This window comes from Virgibacillus sp. W0181 (genome assembly GCF_051846915.1).
Taxonomy (GTDB): domain Bacteria; phylum Bacillota; class Bacilli; order Bacillales; family Amphibacillaceae; genus JBPYCR01.
The window spans coordinates 40,466-65,523 of sequence record NZ_JBPYCR010000012.1; the positions used below are offsets into that span (position 1 = coordinate 40,466).

Annotated in this window: 15 protein-coding genes; 3 read left to right on the forward strand and 12 right to left on the reverse strand. The window is 39.8% G+C overall.

Going from position 1 to position 25,058, the window contains the following annotated elements; translation table 11 throughout:
- Window positions 1-101: 101 nt before the first annotated feature.
- Window positions 102-1,403: a pyrimidine-nucleoside phosphorylase gene (locus tag ACLIBG_RS07275; RefSeq protein ID WP_439312094.1), complete on the reverse strand. Its 1,302-nt coding sequence runs from the start codon at window positions 1,401-1,403 to the stop codon at window positions 102-104.
- A 211-nt stretch (window positions 1,404-1,614) separates the two neighbouring features.
- Window positions 1,615-2,838 (reverse strand): Zn-dependent hydrolase, encoded by a 1,224-nt coding sequence (locus ACLIBG_RS07280; protein ID WP_439312095.1) that lies wholly within the window; start codon window positions 2,836-2,838, stop codon window positions 1,615-1,617.
- 242 nt (window positions 2,839-3,080) lie between these two features.
- Between ACLIBG_RS07280 and ACLIBG_RS07285 the strand changes: the two genes are divergently transcribed.
- Complete coding sequence (locus ACLIBG_RS07285) at window positions 3,081-4,568, forward strand: amidase (RefSeq protein WP_439312096.1); 1,488 nt, start codon at window positions 3,081-3,083, stop codon at window positions 4,566-4,568.
- 50 nt (window positions 4,569-4,618) lie between these two features.
- Here ACLIBG_RS07285 and ACLIBG_RS07290 read toward each other — a convergent pair whose 3' ends face one another.
- The 3 genes from ACLIBG_RS07290 to ACLIBG_RS07300 all read right to left on the reverse strand — a co-directional run bounded on the left by ACLIBG_RS07290 (window position 4,619) and on the right by ACLIBG_RS07300 (window position 10,259).
- A complete protein-coding gene (locus ACLIBG_RS07290; RefSeq protein WP_439312097.1) occupies window positions 4,619-6,922 on the reverse strand; it encodes a hypothetical protein in 2,304 nt (767 codons plus the stop codon).
- A 302-nt stretch (window positions 6,923-7,224) separates the two neighbouring features.
- Window positions 7,225-8,817, reverse strand: coding sequence for a sodium:solute symporter family protein (locus ACLIBG_RS07295; RefSeq protein WP_439312098.1), 1,593 nt, complete (start codon window positions 8,815-8,817; stop codon window positions 7,225-7,227).
- Between the two features lie 182 nt (window positions 8,818-8,999).
- Window positions 9,000-10,259 (reverse strand): NAD(P)/FAD-dependent oxidoreductase, encoded by a 1,260-nt coding sequence (locus ACLIBG_RS07300; RefSeq protein WP_439312130.1) that lies wholly within the window; start codon window positions 10,257-10,259, stop codon window positions 9,000-9,002.
- 156 nt (window positions 10,260-10,415) lie between these two features.
- Between ACLIBG_RS07300 and ACLIBG_RS07305 the strand changes: the two genes are divergently transcribed.
- A complete protein-coding gene (locus tag ACLIBG_RS07305) occupies window positions 10,416-11,651 on the forward strand; it encodes a MerR family transcriptional regulator (RefSeq protein ID WP_439312099.1) in 1,236 nt (411 codons plus the stop codon).
- A gap of 51 nt (window positions 11,652-11,702) precedes the next feature.
- Here the strand turns inward: ACLIBG_RS07305 and ACLIBG_RS07310 are convergent, their stop codons facing one another.
- From ACLIBG_RS07310 to ACLIBG_RS07330, 5 genes are all read right to left on the reverse strand, one after another.
- Window positions 11,703-12,674 carry a hypothetical protein gene (locus tag ACLIBG_RS07310; RefSeq protein WP_439312100.1) on the reverse strand — a complete coding sequence of 324 codons (972 nt, stop codon included), beginning with the start codon at window positions 12,672-12,674 and terminating at the stop codon, window positions 11,703-11,705.
- Window positions 12,675-12,689: 15 nt separating this feature from the next.
- Window positions 12,690-14,726 carry a DEAD/DEAH box helicase gene (locus ACLIBG_RS07315; RefSeq protein ID WP_439312101.1) on the reverse strand — a complete coding sequence of 679 codons (2,037 nt, stop codon included), beginning with the start codon at window positions 14,724-14,726 and terminating at the stop codon, window positions 12,690-12,692.
- A 94-nt stretch (window positions 14,727-14,820) separates the two neighbouring features.
- Window positions 14,821-16,614 carry an ABC transporter ATP-binding protein gene (locus tag ACLIBG_RS07320; RefSeq protein ID WP_439312102.1) on the reverse strand — a complete coding sequence of 598 codons (1,794 nt, stop codon included), beginning with the start codon at window positions 16,612-16,614 and terminating at the stop codon, window positions 14,821-14,823.
- Window positions 16,611-18,344 (reverse strand): ABC transporter ATP-binding protein, encoded by a 1,734-nt coding sequence (locus ACLIBG_RS07325; protein ID WP_439312103.1) that lies wholly within the window; start codon window positions 18,342-18,344, stop codon window positions 16,611-16,613. Before ACLIBG_RS07325 ends, ACLIBG_RS07320 begins: the two co-directional genes overlap by 4 nt.
- Window positions 18,341-18,805, reverse strand: a complete 465-nt coding sequence (locus ACLIBG_RS07330) for a MarR family winged helix-turn-helix transcriptional regulator (protein WP_439312104.1) — start codon at window positions 18,803-18,805, stop codon at window positions 18,341-18,343. The genes ACLIBG_RS07325 and ACLIBG_RS07330 overlap by 4 nt, the downstream gene beginning before the upstream one ends.
- Before the next feature lie 424 nt (window positions 18,806-19,229).
- Between ACLIBG_RS07330 and ACLIBG_RS07335 the strand changes: the two genes are divergently transcribed.
- Window positions 19,230-20,714: an MDR family MFS transporter gene (locus ACLIBG_RS07335; RefSeq protein ID WP_439312105.1), complete on the forward strand. Its 1,485-nt coding sequence runs from the start codon at window positions 19,230-19,232 to the stop codon at window positions 20,712-20,714.
- A 132-nt stretch (window positions 20,715-20,846) separates the two neighbouring features.
- On the opposite strand, the gene ACLIBG_RS07340 is transcribed toward ACLIBG_RS07335, so the two are convergent.
- Window positions 20,847-22,703: a YhgE/Pip domain-containing protein gene (locus ACLIBG_RS07340; RefSeq protein ID WP_439312106.1), complete on the reverse strand. Its 1,857-nt coding sequence runs from the start codon at window positions 22,701-22,703 to the stop codon at window positions 20,847-20,849.
- 4 nt (window positions 22,704-22,707) lie between these two features.
- Complete coding sequence (locus tag ACLIBG_RS07345; RefSeq protein WP_439312131.1) at window positions 22,708-24,648, reverse strand: efflux RND transporter permease subunit; 1,941 nt, start codon at window positions 24,646-24,648, stop codon at window positions 22,708-22,710.
- Window positions 24,649-25,058 lie beyond the last annotated feature (410 nt).

Genomic DNA, 25,058 nt, shown 5'->3' on the forward strand with positions numbered 1-25,058 from the left:
ACATTCATTTTCCCGAACACCGGCACATAAACGCTGCATCGACAGCTATAATCGATAAAGGGAAATTGCAAATAGCCTGCTTTGTAAAGCATAATTGCAGGCTATTCAAACACATCGTATATTAACGTTGGCGCACTTACCTTTTCATCTACAATTTTATATGCATTATAAATCCGGGACTTTATTTCAGAGATTTGTTCCGTGTTACTGTGAATCGTAACAATTGGTTCTCCACGTTTAACATAATCACCAATCTTCTTATGCAACACAATTCCTACAGCCAAATCAATTTCGGATTCTTTCGTAATTCTTCCAGCCCCTAGCATCATCGCAGAAACACCTATGTTGTCAGCAATTATTTCGGACACATATCCATCTGTTTCAGATGGTAAATCGATAATAAATGCCGCTGTTGGCAATTTGGTCGGGTCATCTACAACGGATACATCCCCCCCTTGGGCAGACAAAAATGTTTTAAACGTATCGAATGCTTTGCCATTTGCCAAGTTCGTTTCAAGCAATTTACGTGCTTCATCCAGATTGGTTGTTTTGCCTGAGTGCACGATCATATAACTGCCCAATGTGAGGCATAATTCACGCAGATCATTTGGCCCCCCGCCTTTCAGCGTATCAATTGCCTCTTTAACTTCCAACGCGTTTCCAATTGCACAACCGAGTGGCTGATTCATATCAGATATAATAGCAGTTGTTTTACGTCCAACGCCATTTCCTATACTGACCATCGCTTTTGCTAACTTTTTCGCTTGACCTAAATCTTTCATAAAAGCACCGTTACCAGTTTTTACATCCAACACGATCCTATCAGCTCCAGCTGCAATCTTTTTACTCATGATCGAACTAGCAATTAGCGGAATGGAATCAATGGTAGCTGTTACATCTCTTAACGCATATATTTTTTTATCGGCAGGTGTTAAATTTCCCGTTTGGCCTATAACAGCAACTTTATTTTTATTCACTAAATTTATAAATGCTTCATTAGATATTTCAACGTTAAAACCGGGAATGGATTCCAGCTTGTCTAATGTTCCGCCAGTATGCCCCAATCCTCTGCCCGACATTTTTGCTACCGGGATATCCAACGAGGCTACAAGGGGAGCCAGCACTAGCGTTGTCGTATCACCAACACCGCCAGTACTATGTTTATCAATTTTAATCCCTTTAATTTTCGATAAATCAATCGTATCACCAGAATCGACCATTGCTTCGGTTAAATAGACTTTTTCAGCTTGTGTCATGTCTTGGAAAAATATAGCCATTGCGAAAGCAGCCATCTGATAATCCGGAATTTTTTCTTCCGTATATCCCATAATAATAAATTCGATTTCTGCTTTATTCAGTTCAAAGCCATTTCGTTTCTTTTCTATTAAATCAATCATTCTCAATTTACTCACCCTATCGATGAAGCATTTTATGTTAGACTTGTGGTCTGTTTATACACTGGATCCATTAAAAAAAGTGTACATATATAGTTTACCACTTCATACGAAAATAACGTATATATGCTGTTTCGATTTTTTCAAGGACCCCGATACTTATAAATTTGCTTGCATTTGGCCTGATTGTGGAGTAAATGGAACATAAAACCCCTTTAATCTAACCGATCTGTTGTTTCACCCAATCATATAAAACGTTTATACTTGCCTCAATATCCTCCCAATGTGATTTTTCTGCAGGGTGATGACTCTTCCCGCCAACACTCGGCACAAACAGCATAAATGTAGGAGCAAGTCGATTCATATACATTGCATCATGTCCCGCCCCGCTTACGATATGTCGATAAGTGTATCCGTTGCTTTTACAAATTTGTTCAATTTGCTGTAAAAAAGGTTGGTGAAACTCGACAGGGAGCATTTTCGATAACGGATTGATCTCCCACGAATCAATAGGTTCTGTTTCCATGGCAGCTTTTAACCGTTCGTGCATTTCCTTTTCCCGACTTTCCAATATTTCTCCGTCTGGATGGCGAATATCAATGGTGAATGTCAATTTCCCTGAAATTACATTCACTACATCTGGCTTCACAGATAATGAGCCGAACGTAATCGTCGTTTCATCATTTAAAGAACAAACCCACTGGTGTAATGACTGAATGACTTTCGTTGCCGCTATCAGCGGATCTTTTCTTATTTTCATCGGTGTCGGACCCGCATGGTCGGACTCACCTACCACTTGCACTTCGTACCACGACAACCCTTGGATACCATTGACTATTCCAATCGTTTTTTCTTCTTTTTCCAATATAGGACCTTGTTCAATATGAATTTCCGCAAAAGCTTCCACATCTGTTAAGCGATTGGACGCTTCTCCCGCTAACCCAAAACGTTGTAATTCCTCCCCCATTGAAATACCATCTTTATCAGTCAGGCTTTCCATTTTTTCTTTCGTATACTTTCCACTTAATACGCCACTGCCAATCATTGATATTGGAAAACGCGCTCCTTCTTCGTTTGTAAAGTTCGCCAACGCAAAGGGAATCTTCGACTCAATTCCTTCTTCCTTTAATCGGGTCATAATCTCCAGACCCGCCAACACGCCAATCACCCCATCAAACGTGCCACCCGATGGTACAGAGTCTAAGTGAGAACCGACGACGACCGGCTTCTCCCTTCGTTTCGTGCCTGGAATCCAACCGTACATATTACCCAAATCATCCATACGAAAATCGGCGCCGATATCAGTAATCCACTTTTTTAGTAGATGACGTCCCTCTGCATCTTCTTTTGTTAAAGCAAGCCTGGATACCCCTCCGTCTGGAAGTGCTCCGATATCAGCCAGCGCCTTATGTTTTTCTTTTACTCGCTCTATGTTAATCCCCATAAAATCGTCTCCTTTACTATTAAGGTAACGCATTGATAAAACTTATTCAATTGTAAGTTTTCTTATTATAGATGGATGGCGATATATATCCATCATTCGAATTCCTAATACAACTTTTTGTCCACTAAATTAAATAATAGTCACTAAAACATAATCAATTAATACCAACTTCCACAGAAATATGTACCATTATTCTAAAAATTCTGTTACAATGTTATAAAATCGTTGGAAAGGGGATTTATATGACAAATGAAACACTAGCTTATCGCACTGTCAAAGAACTGTCCCAACTAATTGCCAACAAAGAAATTTCTCCAGTGGAATTAATGGATTTCACGATTAAACAGATTGAAAGCAGAAACGACGAGACAAATGCATTTGTTTATTTAGGCCTAGATGAAGCAAGGGAAAGTGCTTTATTAGCCGAACAAAAAGTGATGAACGGAGAAGATCTTGGTTTACTTCACGGTATTCCCACTGCTATTAAAGATCTATTTGACTTCAAACCGGGATGGCCATCCACTTTTGGTGGAATACCTGCATTAAAGGATAACATTGCCGACTTTTATTGTATGTATGCGGAAAGAGTGGAACAGGCCGGTGCAATTATTGTGGGAAAAACAAACAGCCCCATTATGGGATTTCGTGGTGCTTGTGACAATCCATTATTTGGACCAACGAAGAATCCTTTTGATTTATCTAAAAATAGCGGGGGTTCTTCAGGTGGAAGTGCGGCAGCTGTCGCAGACGGATTAATTCCCATTGCGGAAGGAACCGATGGTGGGGGATCCATTCGTATTCCAGCTTCTTGGAGTGGTGTGTTCGGTTACCAACCAAGTTATGGACGAGTTCCTTTAGTTATGCGTCCCAATGCCTTTGGAGGACTAAACCCATTTTTATATGAAGGTACCCTTACTAGAACCGTTGAAGATGCAGCTATCGGGATGACCACGCTAAGCGGGTATCATCCTAGTGATCCAATGAGTTTACAGGATAGTGTGGATTATTTGAGTGCTCTGAACCGCCCGATGAAAGGTTGGAAAATTGCTTACAGCCCCGACTTTGATGTTTATCCGGTCGATCCAAAAGTAAAAAGTGTTGTCGGAAAAGCCGTCCAAGTTTTCAAGGAAGCGGGCGCACATGTAGAAGAAGTGACCTTCGGAATTAACCGAGATCAGAAAGAATTAAGTGATCTTTGGTCACGTATGATAATGGCTGCAAGCGTTGGAGCTTTTGAGGGTTTTAAACAACAAGGCCTCGATCTTCTGAAAGATTTCCGTCATGATTTACCTGGCGAGTTTATTTACTGGCTAGAGCATGCCTACGAAATGAAAACAACAGATCATATTAGAGACCAAATTATTCGCACGGAAATTTATGATGCTATGGAAAATGTTTTTCAAGATTATGATCTGATTATTACACCGACATTAGCATGTTTACCTGTAGAAAATGCTACGGATGGCGAAACGAAGGGGCCAACGCAAATCAACGGGATTGATGTTGATCCTTTAATCGGCTGGTGCATGACTTACTTTACAAACTTTACCGGACACCCAGCTGCTTCCATTCCTGCCGGTCTAGCCGATAATCAATATCCTGTCGGTATGCAAATTATAGGAAGAAAGCAAGCAGACATCGATGTATTTACTGCAAGCAGCACTTTTGAAAAGCTACAGCCGTGGCAAGACATATACCAATTATGCAGGGATCGACAAACAGTGAAATAGCTACGTATAACTTTACTCACTGTGATATATATTACTTATTTAAGAGGGGACTACATCCCCCTCTTAACTTTCTCTTCCTCTTTATCTAAATATATCGTTTCATATTCTACTAATTTATTTCTACTATCAGTCCAGCCTGGGCTTTGAGCAATATCCCAGTCGATACTCCAACTGTCGCTTCTAACTTCATTTCGACCGTCGTCAACTAATAGTCTATTATGGACAGATGCTTCATTAATCGTCAGTAGTCCAATATTGTTGTTTGTTTCAATAATACCCCCATGCTCCGAGCTAAGGTATTGTATTTTTTCACGCCATTGATGGGATGGATCATGTGTTGAAAGCTTCCTTTCCATGTGTAAATTATTTTCCTCATCACAACAACGATAAAGTGTACGTTTTTTTCGCTTGAATGACTTGAACCATATGATTGTTTTTAGCAGAAACCCCCATATACCGGTAAAACTCATATTATGAACCGGGCTACTCGTGAATTGATTGACAACCAATTCCTGCCCAGCGCTAAACGCTATCCGGGATTGAACGGCATTTGCATAATGGACATCTCCGGATAAAATAAAACAAGCCCGTGGACGCCAGTTAGCAATTTGTTGAATAAATTGATTAAATCCTTTTCCATTGTATTTCCATGCTTCAAAGTCAAGTTCATACCGAACCGGAATGCCGAGAATACGGAACGGATAAATATACTTATAAAGAAACGATTCAATAATACCGAGGCCATATAACGGAGTTGGTGAAATAATTATCAACGCATCCCCATGATTCCAATTACCTTTCTTTAAAACCTCCTCCGTCTTTTCCCAGCCTTCCAAACTAATTAACTCTGCCGCTTTTGTACCTTCTTCCATTTTGCGACCAATTCGAACCGGTTGCGGAGAGATATCATATTCTCGCATCGTTCGAGTGTCTAAAAATAGACTTATAGGATTTGTAGGTGCTGCAAAACACCAATATTCGAAATCCCATAATTGCTCTAGCCACTTTTCATACATTGGTCCTTTCTGAAAACCGGTTTTAAAATAGTCCGTCATCGTATATATGAAAGTATGATCAAAAGAATCTGGGTCATTTCCCCAGCCTTGAAAAAGCCAATAAGCTGCTAAACCATTCCCAACGACATGCTTGCCCAAAGGTTCACGATGAACACGCTCCTTCCATTCGGCCGAAATATTCCAATCATCTGTGATATCGTGATCATCATATATCATGTATGTTGGCGTATTGGCAAGCACCCTCCTCATTTGAGGCAATGCTTTTAAAAATAGCTGCAACGCTTGCAACTGTTCCTCATACCTTTTACGATGTTTTTTTAATTCTTTTGCCCTTTCTTTTTCAAAAGGTTTCTCATCTGGGTACTTAAAATAAATAGCTTCCCTATCAATTAATTGTTCAAAAGTTGGAAATAGCTTTTCCGTGTTTACCTTCATTGCTGAGGATGAGTCCTCCCCACCTATGCTTTCCCATAGGGCCGGACTTAATGTCAACAAATACATCGTAGCAAATTCACTAAATTTAATAAGATGATTTGCCGCATTTCGTGACGTGAATTGACAAAAGTTTTCCATAATATATTGCCTGCCATGAACTTGATTCAACGCAGATGGAAAAGGTTCATTTTTCAGTCTTCTATCGACTTCCGCCAAGAATTCCGTATAACCATTTCCATCTCTGGCACCGGACTTAACTAAGGAAGTATCGGCTCCACTTAGCAGCTTAGTTTCATTTCCCATCAAAATTTCTCCCCAATTAGAAAGCACATAAAAAAGGGGGTCCGACACGTCATCCGCATAAATTTGGTCGCCCATCAAAAACAAATGACTTGGTCGTTCACTTAAATTACATGACGTATCTTCCAACGTTTGGTCAGCATATGCTAATACATCGCTTCCTTGACTATGCGGTTTTCGGCATGATCCATACAAAAGATGGCTCGGTTTATTTCTTTGAATAAAAAAAGACGGATATTTTAAATTGCCATAAGTGATATTGTTTGGATTTTCAGGAGAAAGTAGGTTGAGGCTCTCTAAGTCAAATTGATCTGACCTTGTAGAAAAGAGAAGATTATAGCCAATTAACATATCTGTAGGGAACATCCCTAATTCGGGTATGACTTTCAATAAATGAATGAACATGTACTCGCCCGTTTGCACCGTTTCTGTTCTTGTAATTGTGTTTATCTGCCTATATTCCATTTCACTTGTTTCGTGCTGTTTAATTTCATATAAATCCGCTCCTATTTGAAATGGGGAGCTTGTAGCCATCCAAATATAAACACGAGCGGGTTCGACACGACGAATGATCGGCCCGGCCAATAGGGCTGGAATTTTCATATGCACAACCCTCCATTTGTTTACGTGAAATTTACATTATGTTATTCACAAATGAATGTGATTGTGTGTACTAGGGCTAATGGATATGTGTCTTTTATTTTTATCGTTAGTAGCTTTCCTGCGAATGTAATATGTAGTGTGAAACACAGATAAAATCTAGTTCATTATGAATGCTTACTGGCTCGATCACTTGGATTTCCGATCTATCAAAATGAGCTTGTGATGTAGGTGAAGAAAGACTCCTCGAGCAAGCAAAAAAGTACTATTCCACCACTTGGATGAAATAGTACTTCTCTTACACATTACATATATAAAGGCATGTAATAGAAAACAAAAGTGACTACAATCATGAACAACCCGGCAATAATTAATAGAGCTGGATACTTTCTTGTTCGACGAATTTCTGCCGGATCCTTTTCTTCTTCGGGAAGGACTAATAATTTTTCTCTATATGCCAACTCAGCTTCTGTTGGTTTTGTTAATAAAGATCCGATTATTAAAGCGGCAAGAGAACAAATTCCTCCAAACACGGCAGAATTCAAGTATACCGGCAAATTTAAGATACCAGCCAATTTTAATAACTCTGTCGCAAGAACACCTACTGTACCAGCAACGATACTCCAAAAGGCCCCAACTTTAGTGACTCTCTTCCATAAAACACTAGCAAAAGCAACTGGTCCCCATGATGCAGCAAACAAAGTAGCGGCAAATACAGAAATCCAAAAAATAGCCGGTGGCTGCCAAAGTGTAATAACTAAGGTGACTGCAGCGACCAATATCATCATAAATCTACTTATTTTCAATAATTTTTCATCAGACATGGACGTGCTTCGAAATAAATCTTTCGAAATACTATTTCCGATTAACTGTAAAAAGGTTGAACTAGATGACAATGCAGCTGCCAAAATACCACTAACCGCAATAACTCCTATCCATGTCGGAATTAAATTCATTGCCGCCCAAATAAATACTCTTTCTGAAGGCTCAATTCCCGGGTTAACAACATTAACCGTAAGCATTGTAATATGAAGAAATAAGTAGATCAATGCCAAAAAGATAGTAGAAAGCACAGATGAACGTAGTGCCACATGTTCACTTTTTGCCATTAAATAACGGCTCGTTTGCCATGGACTCACGGCAATAACAAATCCCCAAACAAGTCCAATAATAATAACATAAAGCAAAATATCGAGGGACGAACCCATATATGCCCCTTCACCTGTGATCCCGTGCCATGCCATAATATTGGGTTTCTCAGACAGCTTTGATGCATTAATAATCGCTTCGGGCACACCACCTGCAGCTTTTAAAATATAAGGGATGGATAGAAAGGTAGCGATAGTAAAAACGAAAAACATAATCGTATCCGTAATTAATACCCCTTTAGCCCCTGCAGAAAAGGTAATGACCGTAAAAATAACCGTAATCAAAATGAGTGCAAAGGTATAATCCATTCCGGTAATTTCTGATAATAATAAGCCAGCTCCCTGAGTTACTGCGACCAAGTACGCGGTAATCCCAATAATCAAAGTAACTGCCGCCAATTGCCTAATGCCTTTGGATTGAAAGCGGTCCCCAAAATACTCAGGCAATGTTAATGCTTTACTTCTGCGCAAATACCTACCGAAAAACATAACGCCTGTAATATAACCAGGCAAAACAAAGATAGACATAATGAGCATCGGTAATCCATAACCATCATATGAAAAGGCAGAGTCACCCATGAAAGCTACGGTACTTAAATAGGAAGCGACCAATGACCCAACTATTAATAATGTTGGGGCATTCCTTCCTGATACATAATAGTCTTCCAAGTTTTTAACTTTTTTTGAAACCATCAAGCCTACTAACATATATATTGCAAAAGATACCAACGCACCAACCGTATAAATCATAAAAAAATCCTCCACACTGAAATTTATTGTTTATATACATTGTCTATAAAAATCTTAGTCATAATACCAGTAAGTGCAATAACACCACCAAAAAACACGGTGAAAAGCAGTTCACCAATGGCCATTTTAAAACCCCTTTCTAAGCCTGTCTTCTATACATACCTATTACTTACAAGTTTCACCTAGCTTAATTTATCCATCATCCGAAAATATAGGTTTGCTGCAGTTACAAGTAGTTTTTTCTGTTGATACAACGGAACCGTACGTAACGGAGTTTCTTCAAATACCGTATTGATTCGATCTTCTTGTACGATGCATTTTGCAAGCATTTTACCATGCAATGTTGATTGTGCAGCTCCGTGACCCGTGTACCCAACTGAATAATAGGCTCCATCGGAAGTTCGTCCAATAACCGGAAATTTATCTACTGTAGCCCCGATGATACCGCCCCAGAAATAATCTATTCTCGTACCTTTTAATTGTGGAAAAGCTGAAGTCAATAGCATGATTAACTCTTCTTTAAATTTCGGCTTTGCCGGATATCCAATCCCTGACCCTCCGAATATAATGCGGTTATCAGGTGTTCTTCTAAAATAGTTCGTTAAATTTATTGTGTCATATAAATTACGATTATTTGGAATAAGCTCTTTCACAAAACGTTCGTCTAAAGGCTGTGTAGCAATAACGAAACTGGCTAATGGAAAGATACCTTTATGCAATTCTTTTGTTATTTTTCCGGAATAACCATCTGTTGCATAGATGAGCTCTTTAGCATGAACTTCCCCTTTTGCCGTTTTAACGATAAAAGTCGTACCTTCTTTTTGAATATGAAGTGCTTTTGAATTCTCGAAAATTCGTGCCCCATTTTCATATGCCACTTCCGCCAGACCACGCACATAATTTAATGGGTGGAATTGATAGCTTAATGGGTCAAGATATGCCGATTTAAAGTAATCTGAATTTAATTCCTCTTGAATAGCATTCCCTGTCAGCACATGAACTTCACGATTAAAATGCTTCTGAATCAATTCCTGAGACTTCGCAAAATCTTTTGCTTTAGAAGCTTTTCTTGATAAACCTAAATGACCGCATTGCCTTACTTCACAATCGATTTGATGCTTTTCAGCAATAGCTCTTACTGCTTCATTACTATCTAAAGCATATTGATCCAATTTCTTTGCTTCTTCCAAACCGAATTTTTTTATTAATTCAGCTGGCGAAAGCTTATAACCGGTATTTAACATGCCACCATTTCTTCCACTTGCTCCCCAGCCTATTGTATGTTCCTCAAGTACAACGGAGTTAACTCCTCTTTCCTGAAGGTGATAGCTAGACGAAATACCTGTAAAGCCTCCCCCAATAATGACAACATCTGTATCTATCTTCGTATCCAACTGTGGATATGTTTTATTATACGCTGCGTTTTCTTCCCATAGTGTCACCGTTTCCAACTTCACTATCCCCTTTTTTCACAATATAGACATATTTTAAGTAATGGAGTCCACATTATAGCAAGGCCTAATTTCACGAAAGATTACCTTAACCATTGAGTATACTCCACCCTTTCTTTATAATAAAAATGAGAAAGGTGGTTACTTATGCTGATTGGAAAATTCGCGGAAAAATTCAATGTCAAAACTGACACGATCCGTTATTACATGGAATTAGGATTGCTTATACCAAAGAAAAAGAATCATTATTACGAATTTGATGCGACTTGTGTGGAAGATATGAAGTGGATTACAGAATTAAAAAGTTACTATTTTACCTTGCAGGAAATTAATAACATACTTGCCATTAAGAGGGTCACTTCTTTATCCAATAAAGAAGGTGTTGGTTTTTTAATTCAAATGCTGGAAGAAAAGAAAAGATCACTTACCGTGGAAGTCGAACACACAAACCAAGCCATCAATGCCATTTCCAATAAAATTACGGAAATTAATAATGAGCAATATGGTGAGTTGGAAACGACGGGAATGGCTTTTGATTTTATCTCGCTGTTATACTGTCCTACCTGTCAGGAAGCATTGGAGTTACAAAACGTTAATACAAAAGGCCAGCGAATAATAACCGGCGATCTGTCGTGTTCTGTCTGTGATTACTCCGCGAAAATTCAGGAAGGTATTGTGATTACAGAACATTTAAACAAGGATTCCTTCAACCCTTTTTATATTTATGACATTGAAATGCTAAAAACTGTTCAATCTAGTTTTATCAGCATAAGTGAAAAAGCCGGATTATATATTAAAGAACAGCTTCTCAAACAACCTTTAAAAAACAAAATTATAGTGGAAACGAACGTAGAAACATATGTCTTCTTAAACAAATATGCGGCTGATTTAGATCCGGAGGCCCGCTATATTTTTACTGGAAGTACCCTTTCAATGCTGAAAATGTTAAAAACAAAAATTGATCAAACCCAACCAGACTTACACGTATTGTATGTCTTAAACAGTGGTTTGAATTTACCATTTAAACATGGTTCAATTGATTACTTAATCGATAGCTATTCCTTTAACGAATATTCATTATTCCACCGTACATTGCCAATGAAACAGCTCAGTCCTTATTTGCACACCAATTCACTAATAGTTGGATGTTATTTTCAATACGAAGAAAAAGCGAAGACATTACTTAAACTAAAAGCATTACATCCGAATGGTCACCCGGATAATTTAAAGATAAATTACATGATGGAAAATTTGCAACTTGGAAATTTTCACATGTCAGATAAGGAAAAAGTCGGTCAAACAACCGATCCAGGTAAATATATAAAATACCATGTCCCTGGAGAAGCAGCGAAATTTTACAACTACACTGCTCTCCGAAGTTAAAAGTGAACATGCAAGTATTTCTTCAAGTAGCCCTAAATTATGGTCTACTTTTTATTTATTTTTCTCAATCAATTCACCCGAAAAAAACCCTTTCGTTATTGGATTATAAAAAATGGTCCATTGCTTTTTATTTCCTTTAAACTCGCTGTTTACGGTATATTCCAAGAGGGGCACAAAATATAGAATAGCATGATGAAGATTAATTTCCAGTTCCCCATTTGCCTTATTATAAATTTCCTTCAGTTGCTTGTCGCGCTCCAGTTTAATCGTTTTTGCTTTGGCATAGATTTCCTTTTGCTTATCTTCACTCAATCCCTTCCGATTCGCACGTTTCGCATTTTCACCAAGAAGTGCATCGTAATAGTTGTTGATTCGCTCGATATCCTTAGCAATTTCCCGTTCATCGGTTTGGTCACGTTGATGTTGTTCACTTACTTCCTTCACATGTGTCGTTGCTTTCTGGAGGGCACGATTTATATCAAGCATACCGGGGATTGGATAAGTATGGGTTTCCTTTTTCTCATACATGATTCTGTTTTGTTCTTGTTTCATTACATCGTCAACTTCATTTGTAAGCAGATTCATCCAGACTTGATTAGCCTTTTCCGTTTTTTCATCCGCTACAAAGGCAATAACATATTGAAAAACAGCCCAGACACCGAACACGGTTCTTTCCGTTTCAATCGTCAATCTCCCCTGCTCGTTTTCTAAAAACGCTGCAATCTTTTTTTCCGGATTGCCAAGTTCCAACCGATCCAGCACGGCATAGCGCATAGCCGTTTTGGCTTCTTCGTTCACAAGGGTTAGCAATTGTTCCAGTATATAACTTCCAAACGTGACAAATTCAGCATCGGGATTTTCCTGTGCGACTTCAAAATCAAAAGCCAGCTTGAGTTCTGTTTTACTTTGGAAATAAGGAGCATACGTTTCCGGGATCAGTACATCACATAATGCATATTCGACCGGCATAACCATACCGCCCAGATTTTCAACTGTTTCCGTTACAAATTGTTGTAATTGCATGTGATCCAGTCCCCCCTAAAATAATGTATCATCCAAATTTCGCTGTTTAATTAATTTCTCCTTGTTTTCCAGCATCGTCTCACCGATTTCATCTAACTCTGCTTCAACTTCTTCACTGTTCTCCGCATCAACCCAAGCTTTCATAACCTGCTCAGAAAAGTCATCTTTTTCTTCCATATCACCAAGAATAGCATCGACCTCACCGACAACGAGCTCAAACATATTAATTTTGCGGTCAAGCAAATCGAGAATGTAATATTCGATCGTATCTTCCGTGACCAGATTATACACAAACACATCTTTTTCTTGACCGATCCTATGAATTCTGCCAATCCGTTGTTCAATGGCCATCGGATTCCAAGGGAGGTCATAATTAATCATGCCATTGCAAAACTGTAGGTTCCGCCCTTCCCCGCCAACTTCGGTGCTAACTAACACATCCGCATTTTCACGAAAATATGTGATCTGTTTTTCCTTTTCTATGCGGCGTAAACCCCCATGGAATTCAGCAACGTTAAAACCGCTATCTTTCAGGAAGTCACTCAAATACCGCTGGGTGGAAGTAAATTTAGTAAAAACAATCATTTTCCCGTCAAAGTTTTGCAAAATAGTTGCCACTTCTTTTGCCTTTTCATTCCCTGCGTCACCATCAGCAACGATCGCCCGTGCCTCATCTAAAAATCGTTTTATTGCTTTTCGGTCAAAAGCGGATAATTTTTCATTCGTCACTAGCCCTTCCAGCGACGGGATGACTGCCGTAATCGTGCTGCCGATTTGTTCCTGTAATTTTTTCAGTCTGAAACGGTTTAACACACTATGCTGCCGTTCATAGTTGTTGCGAATATATGTACTCAAATGGTTATACAACACCTTTTCCCGCTCCGGAACCTGTACCGTTTTCGTATACGCTGTTCGTTTGGTGAACGTTACATCCACATTGCTTCGTTTGTTGCGTATCATCACATCTGCCAATAATTGTTTCAGCCTGTCCACATTTTTTGCTTCAATGCCTTCTTTTCCATCCACAAAATTCTTCCGAAAATAGCTATAGGTGCTTAACTGCCCCGGCTTTAAAAGAGTAATTAGATTGTACAGTTCCTCCAGATGATTTTGTACCGGGGTTGCGGTCAAAAGAAAAATATATTTTTTATTAATCGCATTAACAAATTGCCATTTTTGTGTTCGCCTATTTTTCAAGTGATGGGCTTCATCCACAATGACCAAATCATAATACTGTTCGCTAATCGCCGTACGATGATTTTTCCGTTTCGCAGTATCGATGGAAGCAATGACTTTTTGATAATGCCCCCAAGCAGCATCTCCCATTTTTTTAAACTCGGGATGATCGGCGCGTACGAAGTCCTGATTAAACTTTCTTTTCATCTCGTTTTCCCATTGCTGAACAAGCGATGGCGGAACTAATATCAAAATTCGCCGAGCGAGACCACGCATTATATATTCGAGCATGGCCATACCGGCTTCCACTGTTTTCCCAAGTCCAACTTCATCACTAAGCATCACCCGGCCTTTAAAGCGACTTAGTACGGCCTTCACTGTTCGATTTTGATATTCAAACGGCTCCATTTCCCGAATATACGGCTGACAGATCAACTGATTATCGTCCGGATTCAATTGAAATTTTTCTGCAGATTGATAGAGTTGAAACCACGCATCTTTATGATTCATAAATCCGGATAGTTCCCGAAGCACAGCGTCCGCATGTTCTCGGTTATGCAATTGACCATCCGCTGTCACTGCTTCTTGTGCTTCTACTAGAATTTGTTGCTCCTTCGTAGAGGTAATCCATAAATAAGCTGCATCATATTTGGCAAAAAAGCCTTTAATTCCCCTGCCCTGCAATAACTTTTCGTCCCAATTAATCGTAAATTTCCTTTTCATTCCTTGATCATTTTCTATTTCAAATGGCTCATCATTTATACGCAATTGCTGGAAAAATGTACATAGCGCCTCATCCATCTCCATGGCCTGTAGATCCATCAATTCTTTATTCAGTTTAAATAGATACCGTTCCATCAGATACACCAACCTCATTTCTGACTTTCCCCTATTATTATACCATTTGAGTAAAGAGATTTCTCCCTACTTCACGTCAGAACTTTATCATTTCCTGGAGTGAAGGCCTCGCTCACCCGGCCTCTTCACCAGCAAACTGACTATAATACAGGTCAGCGTAAAATCCTTTTTGCTGAAGCAAATCTTCGTGTGTGCCTTGCTCGATAACATCCCCCTGGTCCATGACCAAGATATTGTCGGCGTCCTGTATCGTAGAAAGTCTATGGGCAATAACAAAGCTCGTTCTACCTTCCATTACTTTGTTCATCGCTGCCTGAATATAAGCTTCTGTCCGGGTATCCACACTAGATGTCGCCTCATCAAGGATCATGATTGGCGGATCAGCTAATATTGCTCTGGCAATTGTAATCAGCTGTTTTTGTCCTTGGGATATATTGGTGGCATCTTCGTTCAACATCGTGTCATATCCGTCTGGAAGTGTACGAATAAACTGGTCCGCTCGAACCGTCTTAGCCGCTTCAATCACTTCAGCTTCGGATGCACCGGTTTTTCCATAAGCAATATTATCTTTAATTGAACCGTTAAAGAGCCATGTATCTTGTAGCACCATACCGAATTGTGCTCGCAGCTTATGTCGTGACATCGACTGAATATCTGTACGATCAACGCTAATTGAGCCACTGCTGATTTCATAGAATCGCATCAGTAAGTTAATCAATGTCGTTTTTCCGGCACCGGTTGGTCCAACGATAGCAACCGTTTGTCCAGGTTTCACATCAATATTCAAGTCATTCATTAACAATGCTTCATCATAACCAAATGCAACATGATTGAACGAAACCGCTCCTTTTGTTTGTGCGACTTTTCCTGAAGCTGTCTCTAAGACTTCTTCTTCCTCATCAAGCAGCGTAAATACCCGCTCAGCTGCAGCAATTGTCGACTGAATGATATTTGCAATGTTCGCTGTTTGGTTAATCGGTTGATTAAATTCCCTTGTATACGTGATAAATGCCTGAATATCCCCTATGGAAATTGTCCGCTGGGTGACGAGTATACCACCGACAATACTAATTAAAACGTAGCTTAAGTTTCCGATAAACGTCATCACAGGCATAATAATCCCCGAAATAAACTGTGCACGACGTCCTGCCTGAAATAATTTTTCGTTTACATCATCAAACTCATGCTGCGCTTTAGCTTCTTGACCAAATGCCTTTACAACCTGATGCCCTGTGTACATTTCCTCAACATGCCCGTTTAATTTCCCAAGTGTATCTTGTTGGTCGGCAAAATGCTTTTGGGATCTCGTTAAAAAAGGCTTAATGACAAACAAAGATACCGGGATGCTGACAAAAGCAATAAGCGTCAATAATGGGCTGATCGTCAACATCATGATTGTAATACCGATTATCATTACCATCGAACGTATAAACTGGGTAATACTTTGTTGCAATGTATTACCAATCGTATCGATATCGTTGATTACACGACTTAATGTGTCTCCATGACTGTGACCGTCATAATACTTCAATGGAAGCTTCTTCAACTTAGTGAAAATATCTTCCCGTAAATCATAAACGGTATTTTGTGCCACACTTGCCATTAGATATTGTTGAACAAAAGTAAACAGGCTGCTGAACAAGTACAATGCCCCTAGAAAGAGAAGCATTTTTCCAACGGTAACAAAGTCAATCCCTTCACCGGTACCAGTCAATTGTGCATAAGCACCTTCAAACACTTCTGTTATTGTATCCCCCATTACTTTAGGACCTAAAATAGTAAAAAAGGTACTCAAAATAACAGCAAAAAGTACAACAATTAAACGTTTGTTTCGTGGAGCAAGATAACGGAGGAGGCGCATTAATATACCCAATGATTTACGTGGTTTTTTGTTTTGTTTACTCATGCGATCCCCTCTTCCCCGAACTGAGACGTAACAATTTCCTTGTACGTTGCACTCGACTCAAGTAGTTCCTCATGGGTGCCAATACCGTCTACATGTCCGTCGTCAAGCACAATAATTCGGTCTGCATCCATGACAGAGCTGACTCTTTGGGCGACGACCACGATCGATGCATCCGTAATTTCTTCTTTTAATGCCTGACGGAGCTTGGCATCTGTTTTATAATCAAGAGCGGAGAAACTGTCATCAAATAAATATATATCCGGACGTCTGACAAGGGCTCTTGCTATCGCGAGACGTTGTTTTTGTCCACCAGATAAATTGGTTCCTCCTTGATCAAGTCTTGTATCATACCCATGTTCCATGTCAGAAATGAACGCATCCACTTGCGCAACCTCTGCAGCCCAGCGAATGTCTTCCATGGTAGCTTCGTCATTGCCGTAACGAATATTCTCAGCAATTGTCCCCGTAAACAAAAATGCTTTTTGTGGAACGAGTCCTACTTTAGATCTAACCTCTGCTTGAGATGCTTCCTTAACATCGATCCCATTGATGCGAATTGTCCCTTTCGTAACATCATAAAACCGTGGAATCAAATTTAGCAGTGTTGACTTACCTGACCCTGTTCCCCCGATGATTGCTGTTACTTCCCCTGGGTTTGAACGAAAATTAACGTTAGCAATTGCGGGCTCTTCTGCATTTGGATAGTGAAATGTGACGTGATCAAATTCCAGTGTCCCTTTTGCCTTTGTTTCTTTTATGGGATCACTTGTATCTTTATCTGTAATCGACGGAGTGGTATCAAGCACTTCTTTAACACGATTTGCCGACACTGCAGCACGCGGCAACATAACGAACATCATGGACGCCATAACAAGAGAGAACATGATCTGCATAACATATTGAATAAATGCCATCAAATCGCCAATTTGCATATTGCCACTCTCAATACGGATGCCACCAAACCAGATAATCGCAACAACCGTCAAATTCATCATCAGCATCATAAGTGGCATAACAAAAGCCATCAGTTTATTCACTTTAATCGTAACATCAGTCAAATTAGTGTTTGCTTTATTTAATCGTTCTGATTCGACATCTTCTTTATTAAAAGCTCGAATAACACGTACTCCGGTTAAGTTTTCGCGCATTACTAAATTAAGTTTATCCAGTCGTTTCTGGACCGCTTTAAATAGTGGCATTCCCTTTTTCAAAATAAGGACAATGGCAACAACTAAAAAAGGCATCACTCCAAGAACGACAAGTGATAGTTTCGGGTCTTTGGAAACCGCCATAATGATTCCACCTGCCATCATAAATGGTGCCATGATCACCATGCGCAGTAACATCATCATCACCCGTTGGATTTGTGTAATATCGTTTGTTGTTCGAGTAATAAGAGACGCTGTTCCAATTTCGTCAAATTCGCGAAAGGCAAATTTCTGGACATGACGAAAAACTTCCCTGCGAATATCGCGTCCATGCCCCATGGCAATTTTCGATGCAGAATAACTAGCCAGAACAGCTACACCAACACCTAGTGCGGCTACACCAAGCATTAACGCGCCAACTTTCCAAATATATGGAATATCTCCTTCAACGACACCGTTATCAACTATGTTCCCCATCAATGTAGGCAATAAAAGATTCGACATGACTTGAGCAAAGACGAGGACAAATACGAACACAAGTAACCATTTATAAGGGGCTAGTCTTTTAAGAATAGCAATCACTTTGTTCCACCACCTTCAAAAAAAGTTGCGATTTGGTGATGCATATTGATCAAATCGTTAAACTCCTCCTCTGTAAATGAATGGACGGCATTTTTGAATCGCTCATGGACACCGTGTTCTTGTGCCTTCAATTCATCGACCAATACCTTTCCCTCATCACTTAGCGCAAGTTCCATTTCCCGCCGATTGCCTTCTGCATGAGTGCGGTTTAAAAGCCCCGCTTGAACCAACTTCTCGATCGCGTGGCTTAATGTACTTTTCGGATAATGTGTCCGCTCCTGCAAGTTTTTTTGAGCGATCTGCTTTTTATGCTGCATCTGAACAAGGATAGCAAATTGCGGTACCGATAAATCATTGTCCGCTGCTGTCTGTTTAACTTGCCCCATAATCGATTTCTGCAGCTTCCAAAATGATTGCATCAATGCCATTGGCCGATTTATTTGACTACCGTTTTTATCCATATCTTCACCTGCTTTTCAAAAGTAATTCAACGGTCTATTGTTAAAGTTTTATCGAAACCATTTTGTCCAAAAGTAAACAGTCCAAAAATGAACCATTAGAAATATTATACTTATTAAGCTGGAAAGTCAAGAAAAGCGCAAGCGCCCTGGTCAGCCTCAGGCATAGCTTAAGCAAGAATTCGTAGTGACGGTTTTTGTCACGAAGAGTTATTGCTTAAGACCTCGAGGGGCTGGGCGCTTAAGCTAGACAGCTATGCGCCAAAATTTTATACTTTCTGACCTAGCAAGAAAACAAGCCGTACAATTACACCACACGCTGTCGTTCACCTTTTCGTATTATATTAAGTTCATTATCTATACTTGAAAGCATTAAGATGTTATTGTGTATTATTATACGATTTTAGCTAAAAAGGAAGTGAACGATGTGAGTGACACAAGCGGAGCATCAAATGTAAATTGGGATTTGCCCACTAAACAAAAAGGCCTTATGATTGCGGCTTTATTAACTGGAGCATTCATGGGGATTATGAATGAAACATTGCTGGCGACGGCGCTGCCTTCCATACAGGAGTATTTTTCCATTACACGTGGTGAGGTGCAGTGGATGACGACAGCTTTTTTAATGACAAATGGAATTATGATTCCGATATCCGCATTTCTCATTGATCGTTTTACGACACGTGGACTGTTTTTGACAGCCATTGGTTTGTTCGGAACAGGTACTCTTGTTGCAGCATTGGCACCTATTTATTCTGTTCTTTTACTAGGGCGTATTATTCAAGCGTCTGGTTCAGGAATTATGCTGCCATTATTGATGACAGTTCTTTTGGCAATTATTTCTGTGGAACATCGCGGAACGGCAATGGGGTTGATCGGAATTGTCATAGCTTTCGGACCGGCAATCGGACCGACCTTATCCGGCTGGCTGCTTGTTCACTTTAATTGGCACGCTTTATTTTTGACGATGCTACCGATTGTAGGCATTACGATTATTATCGCCGCCTTATTTCTAAAAAATGTGACCGAACTGCGCAAACCAAAAATAGATGTTCTGTCGATCATCATGTCATCAGTCGGTTTTGGTTTCTTTTTATACGGCTTCAGTATCGCTTCTGAAAGAGGCTGGGGCAGTTCAATTGTACTTAGTTCCATCATTATAGGTATCCTTGTCATTAGTTTGTTTATTTGGAGGCAAATGAAACTGGAAGTACCTATGCTGGAATTTCGGGTATTTCAATTTCGCATGTTTACCCTGGCGATCACGATAACAATGGTCGTGCTAGTCTCCCTTATCGGTGCGGAAACATTACTTCCTTTATTCATGCAAGAAGCACTCGGTTTCTCCCCGCTGAAATCCGGGTTGATGCTTTTGCCCGGTGCAATTGTAATTGGAATCATGTCGCCAATTACCGGTAAACTGTTTGATAAATATGGCGGTAAATGGCTTGCATTACTCGGTCTTGGCATTGTGACTGTAACTACATCTTTTTTTACAAACCTGTCACCGGAGACGTCATTTATGTATTTAACCATCGTGTACGCGATTCGCATGTTTGGTTTGTCACTTACATTGATGCCAGTCATGACATTAGCACTTAATCAATTACCGCCCAAATGGTACTCCCATGGGTCCGCACTCGCAAATACGATGCAACAGATTTCTGCAGCGATTGGGACTGCTTTGTTAGTTACATTAACATCGATGGGCACGAAGCTGTATGTACCTTCTGAAGGGGTTCCGGAAAGTGCTGCAGGAAACTTAGCAGAAATTGCCGGTTTTGAATGGGCATTTATCGGGAGCGCGATCCTCGCACTTATTGGATTTATACTTGCTTTGTTTCTTCAGCCTCCTAAAAAGGAAAAAGCCATGGTGCGAGAAATCCACGGCCAGGATCATCCATCGGTATAAGGATAGTTTTCAGCCAGTGATAACCCCCTCCATACAAACAGCCGCATGCTACACCTTTTATCGGCTAGCATACGGCTTTCTTGTTTTCAAGTTCATATTTATTTAAATGCAACAAAACATCAACATACTACCCTACAATCCAAACAAATCTAAAAATCGTTGCCAAACACCTTTCTTCTCCACTTTTTCATCTGTGTTTTCATCCTCTTCTTCCGGCATTTCAATACTGTCGGTTTGCAGGACAAATTGAACGACTTCGATTTTCTTATTTTTCTCAGACACAAATGAAACAGGTTTAAAATCCGAGTAATCAAATTCCTCTAACGCTTCTTCGATTTCTGATTCTACCTCACCAGGTAAATCTTTTGTTTCATCCTTTAGTTCTTTTACACCTTCTTCCAATTCACTTGCCCCCCGGTCAAGTGATGGAATGTTGCCGGATAGGGATTGGATGCCATTATCTAATTTACGATAAGAAGTTGCTAATGATCCAACACCTTCTGTATAAGCCACAACACCTGAATGGAACCCATTGTATTCTTTATTCAACGCAGCTATTCCGTTTTGCAATTGTTCTATTTGCTGTTCCGGATCAAAGTCCTGCAATCCTTTTTTCACTTCTTCTGCCGTGGTGTCCACTTCATCGGCCGTAGTTTTTAAGTTCTTCATAATTTCATCCAACGTTGCAGGGATAGCATCAAAAGCTTTTTGAACTTCTGCGAAAGTCTTTTTAACATTTTTGGCAGTTTTGGATAGTTCAATCAGTTGATTGACCGTTTCCTCATCAAGGTCACTTTCTTTCAATGCCTTTATATCTGCATCGCTTAATTCCACGTCAGGAATAGCTTGAATAGCTTTAGCTAAATGACCATAAGCTTGCTCATAGTTTCCTTTTAATTGCTTAATCCCTTGCGACGCTTCACGCAATCCACTCGCAAGTTCATGAAGGCCTTTTGGAAGTTGTTTGATTTCACTTAAATCAGGAGTTTCCGTTCCTGCATTCAATGCTTGATTGATTTGTCCCAAAGCTTTTTTAATTTCTCCAGACCCATTAACAAGCGCATCTGATTGTTGATTTAATTCGTTAATCCCATTGCGATATTCCGTTGAGCCGCTGCTTAACTCAGAGACACCTGCATTCAAATCAGATATGCCATTGTTTAATTGTGCAGTACCGGAATGTAACTGCGCAATAGCATCAGCTAAAGATTTAAATTCACTTGTCATCGAACTAAAATCTGGGTCGTCGATGGCGATATTTGCAGGCAATGCGTTTATTTGAATCGGCTGGAGTTCAAATTCCGTTACGTCAGCAGTAATAATAAAGTTTTCTTCCTCTTCCGGTAAAATGGAAAATGTAATTTGCTGATTTTTCCCTTCGTTCGCTTTTATCCCTTTAGGAGCTACGATGTCACTGAATTTAGATGGATCAAGCGTGACACTAACTTGTTGCATATAGTAATTGAAAAAAACTGGATCAACCTCGTCATTTTTTCTTGTCTGAATGTGGATTTCCACCTCGCCGCTCTTTCCGGCTAACGACTCGGGTTGAATCTCTTTCCCATCCAATAAATAACGAATTGAAATGTCCCAAGGTAGGGCTTTATTCTCCAGCTCCCCTTGATAATAAAACTCACTTTCTGTCGCTTCAAACGCTACTTTATTGTTTGACGGCATCGTTATATCGGTCAAGTCCGTCAAATTTCGGATATTTGTGTAGTTTCCATAGTCCACCAATTTACCCGCTTTTGTTACATGAAAGGTATTGACCACATACATTTCGTCCGTTTCTCCACTGGCATCTAGCTTGCCATAAATAACTTCATCTTTTGAATCATATTCGCCATCTACACTATTTCCTGCCTTTTGATTACTTTCTTCGTCTGTTCCATTCGTTTCATCCGCCAGAACATGTAATGGCATCGAAGCAATCAGGAATATACAGCTAAGCATGACTACGAATTTATAATTTATATGCTTCCTAAGCATAGCATCACTTCCGTTTAAAGAAATTTGGTTTCCACGTTGTTTTTTCAATGAACCGATCGAATACGGTTAACAGCCCCGGCAAAAAGAATACGACCATTAAAAAGGCGAGCAGTGTCCCCCGTCCGAGCAAAATGCCTATAGAAGATATAATAGGATCACTCGATGTTAGCCACAATATAAATCCGACACTAGACAAGATCGATGCAGAGACACCGATGGAAAATATCTTTTCATTAACCGTCTTCTTAATTGCTTTCACTTTCGGCATTTCCTTCCGATTGTTAATATAATCTTCCGTGAATAGTATCGCATAATCAACCGTTGCCGCAAGCTGGACAATACTGATGATTAAGTATCCGATATATACGAGCGGGTCATTCGTAAAGTATGGGAAGGATAAATTAATCCAGACCGCTGTTTGAATGGTTAGTATAAGCACAATCGGCATGGTTAGTGAACGGAATGTGATCAGCAGAACAAACGCAATCGCAACGACTGTTAAAATATTTACAAGTCGGTTATCCTCCTCGACAACGTGTTTCATATCATAAAGCGTGAGGCTCTCTCCCGTCGCATAATATTCATCGTCGTAGTAGCTTTCTGTTACCTCATTCACCTCATCAACGAGTTGGAAGGCAACATCTCCTTCTGTGTCTGTTGTTGTATTTAGAATGATCCTGCTGTAGTTATCTGAGAAAAATTGTTCCCTGGCGGATTCCTCCAAATACTCCGGCGGAATCCCCGTACCAATTGCACTCGTATAAGCAGTTGTACTCTTCACATGCTTCAGATCACTAAGTTCATCGACCAACTCTTCTTCTCGGGCAAGATCCCCCTTTGGAACGAGTAAAACAATCGGCGTAAACTTGTCGAATACATTTTCAATTTCTTTTTCATCTTGCCCAGCTCGCGTGTCAGCAGGGTTTTCGCCCATTCCATATAAAAAGTTCGTTTCACTTTGTGCTAGAAAAGCCGGTACAATTAAAAGTAAAACCAGGATCAATACGGGGATGCGCAATTTCATGACATATTTACCTATCGGATAGCGGTTTGGTATTAATTTTCGATGATACGTTTTGTCAATAAACCGGTAAGCGACTAACGTAAGTGCCGGCAGAAGAATCATTACACTTAGGAAACTTAGCAAGATCCCCTTAACGAGATTCAGACCAAGATCCGCCCCAATACCAAAATCCATAAAGGTTAGGGCCAAAAAGCCGAAAAATGTTGTCGAAGCACTTGCGGCAATGGCCGGAAAGGACCGTTTAATCGCCCGCCTCATTGCATTTTCAGGTGTGTCTGTTTTCCGGTAATCATCAAAACTGTGCAAGAGGAATATCGCATAATCAAGCGAGACGGCAAGTTGCAAAATAGGTGCAACTGCTTGCGAGATAAATGATATTTCTCCTAGAAAAATATTTGTACCTAGGTTTATAACGACCGAAACCCCGATTGCAATTAAAAATAAAACAGGTTCAAACCATGAACGTGTCGATAAAATCAAAATTAAAATGACGATAGGAATAAGGATCGCCGCAGCATTGAATGACTCTTGACCTGTCATTTGCTGGGAAATAGCTGTATTTAGTGCATCGCCTGTCAACGCATTATCTTCACCAATCACGTCATAGATTGCTTCCGTCGCTTCGACTTCTTCTCCCTCTTCGATGCTCAGTGTGAATAGAGCGTTGTTGTCTTTATAATATGTTTCCACAAGGTCGTCATCTGCGACTGCCAAAGGTGTGCGAATGTCCATAGCATCATCAAGCCATGTCACTTCATTCACTCCGGCAATAGTTTCAATTTTATTTTTGAAAGCCAATGCTTCCTGTATGGATACATCTTTCACCATCGCCCGTGTATTCGCAACAGAGTTATCAAATTCATCCTCCATCACGTCCATCGCGGTAGTTGACGGCGTATCTTCCGGTAAATAATCGACCATGTCATAGTTAACGGAAACAAAGAACTGCACAATGGCGCTAATAATAGCTACCACAATAAAAGTTATAATAATTGTTTTTTTATATTTTAAGATTGGTTTAGCAATATCTATTCGTGTTCATCCTCTCTGCTTAACAAACAGTTACTGCTGTATGAATGCATCTATCTGTAAAACCCAATTATTGCACGTTTACGTCTCAAGAAGCTTCTTGCTGACGAGAACGAACATCACTATCTAGTTTAATCGTCCACCTACAGTTTTTCAATTTTAAGAAGTCAAACAAAAGTTGTTTATCGGAAATTATTAAAACTTTGTGAAAGGATTCAATTTATTTAGTAATAGCTGGAGTTGTTGTATGATTATCTTTAAAGTACATGTTCAAAAAGTGCCGAATTAGAAGCAAGATGGTC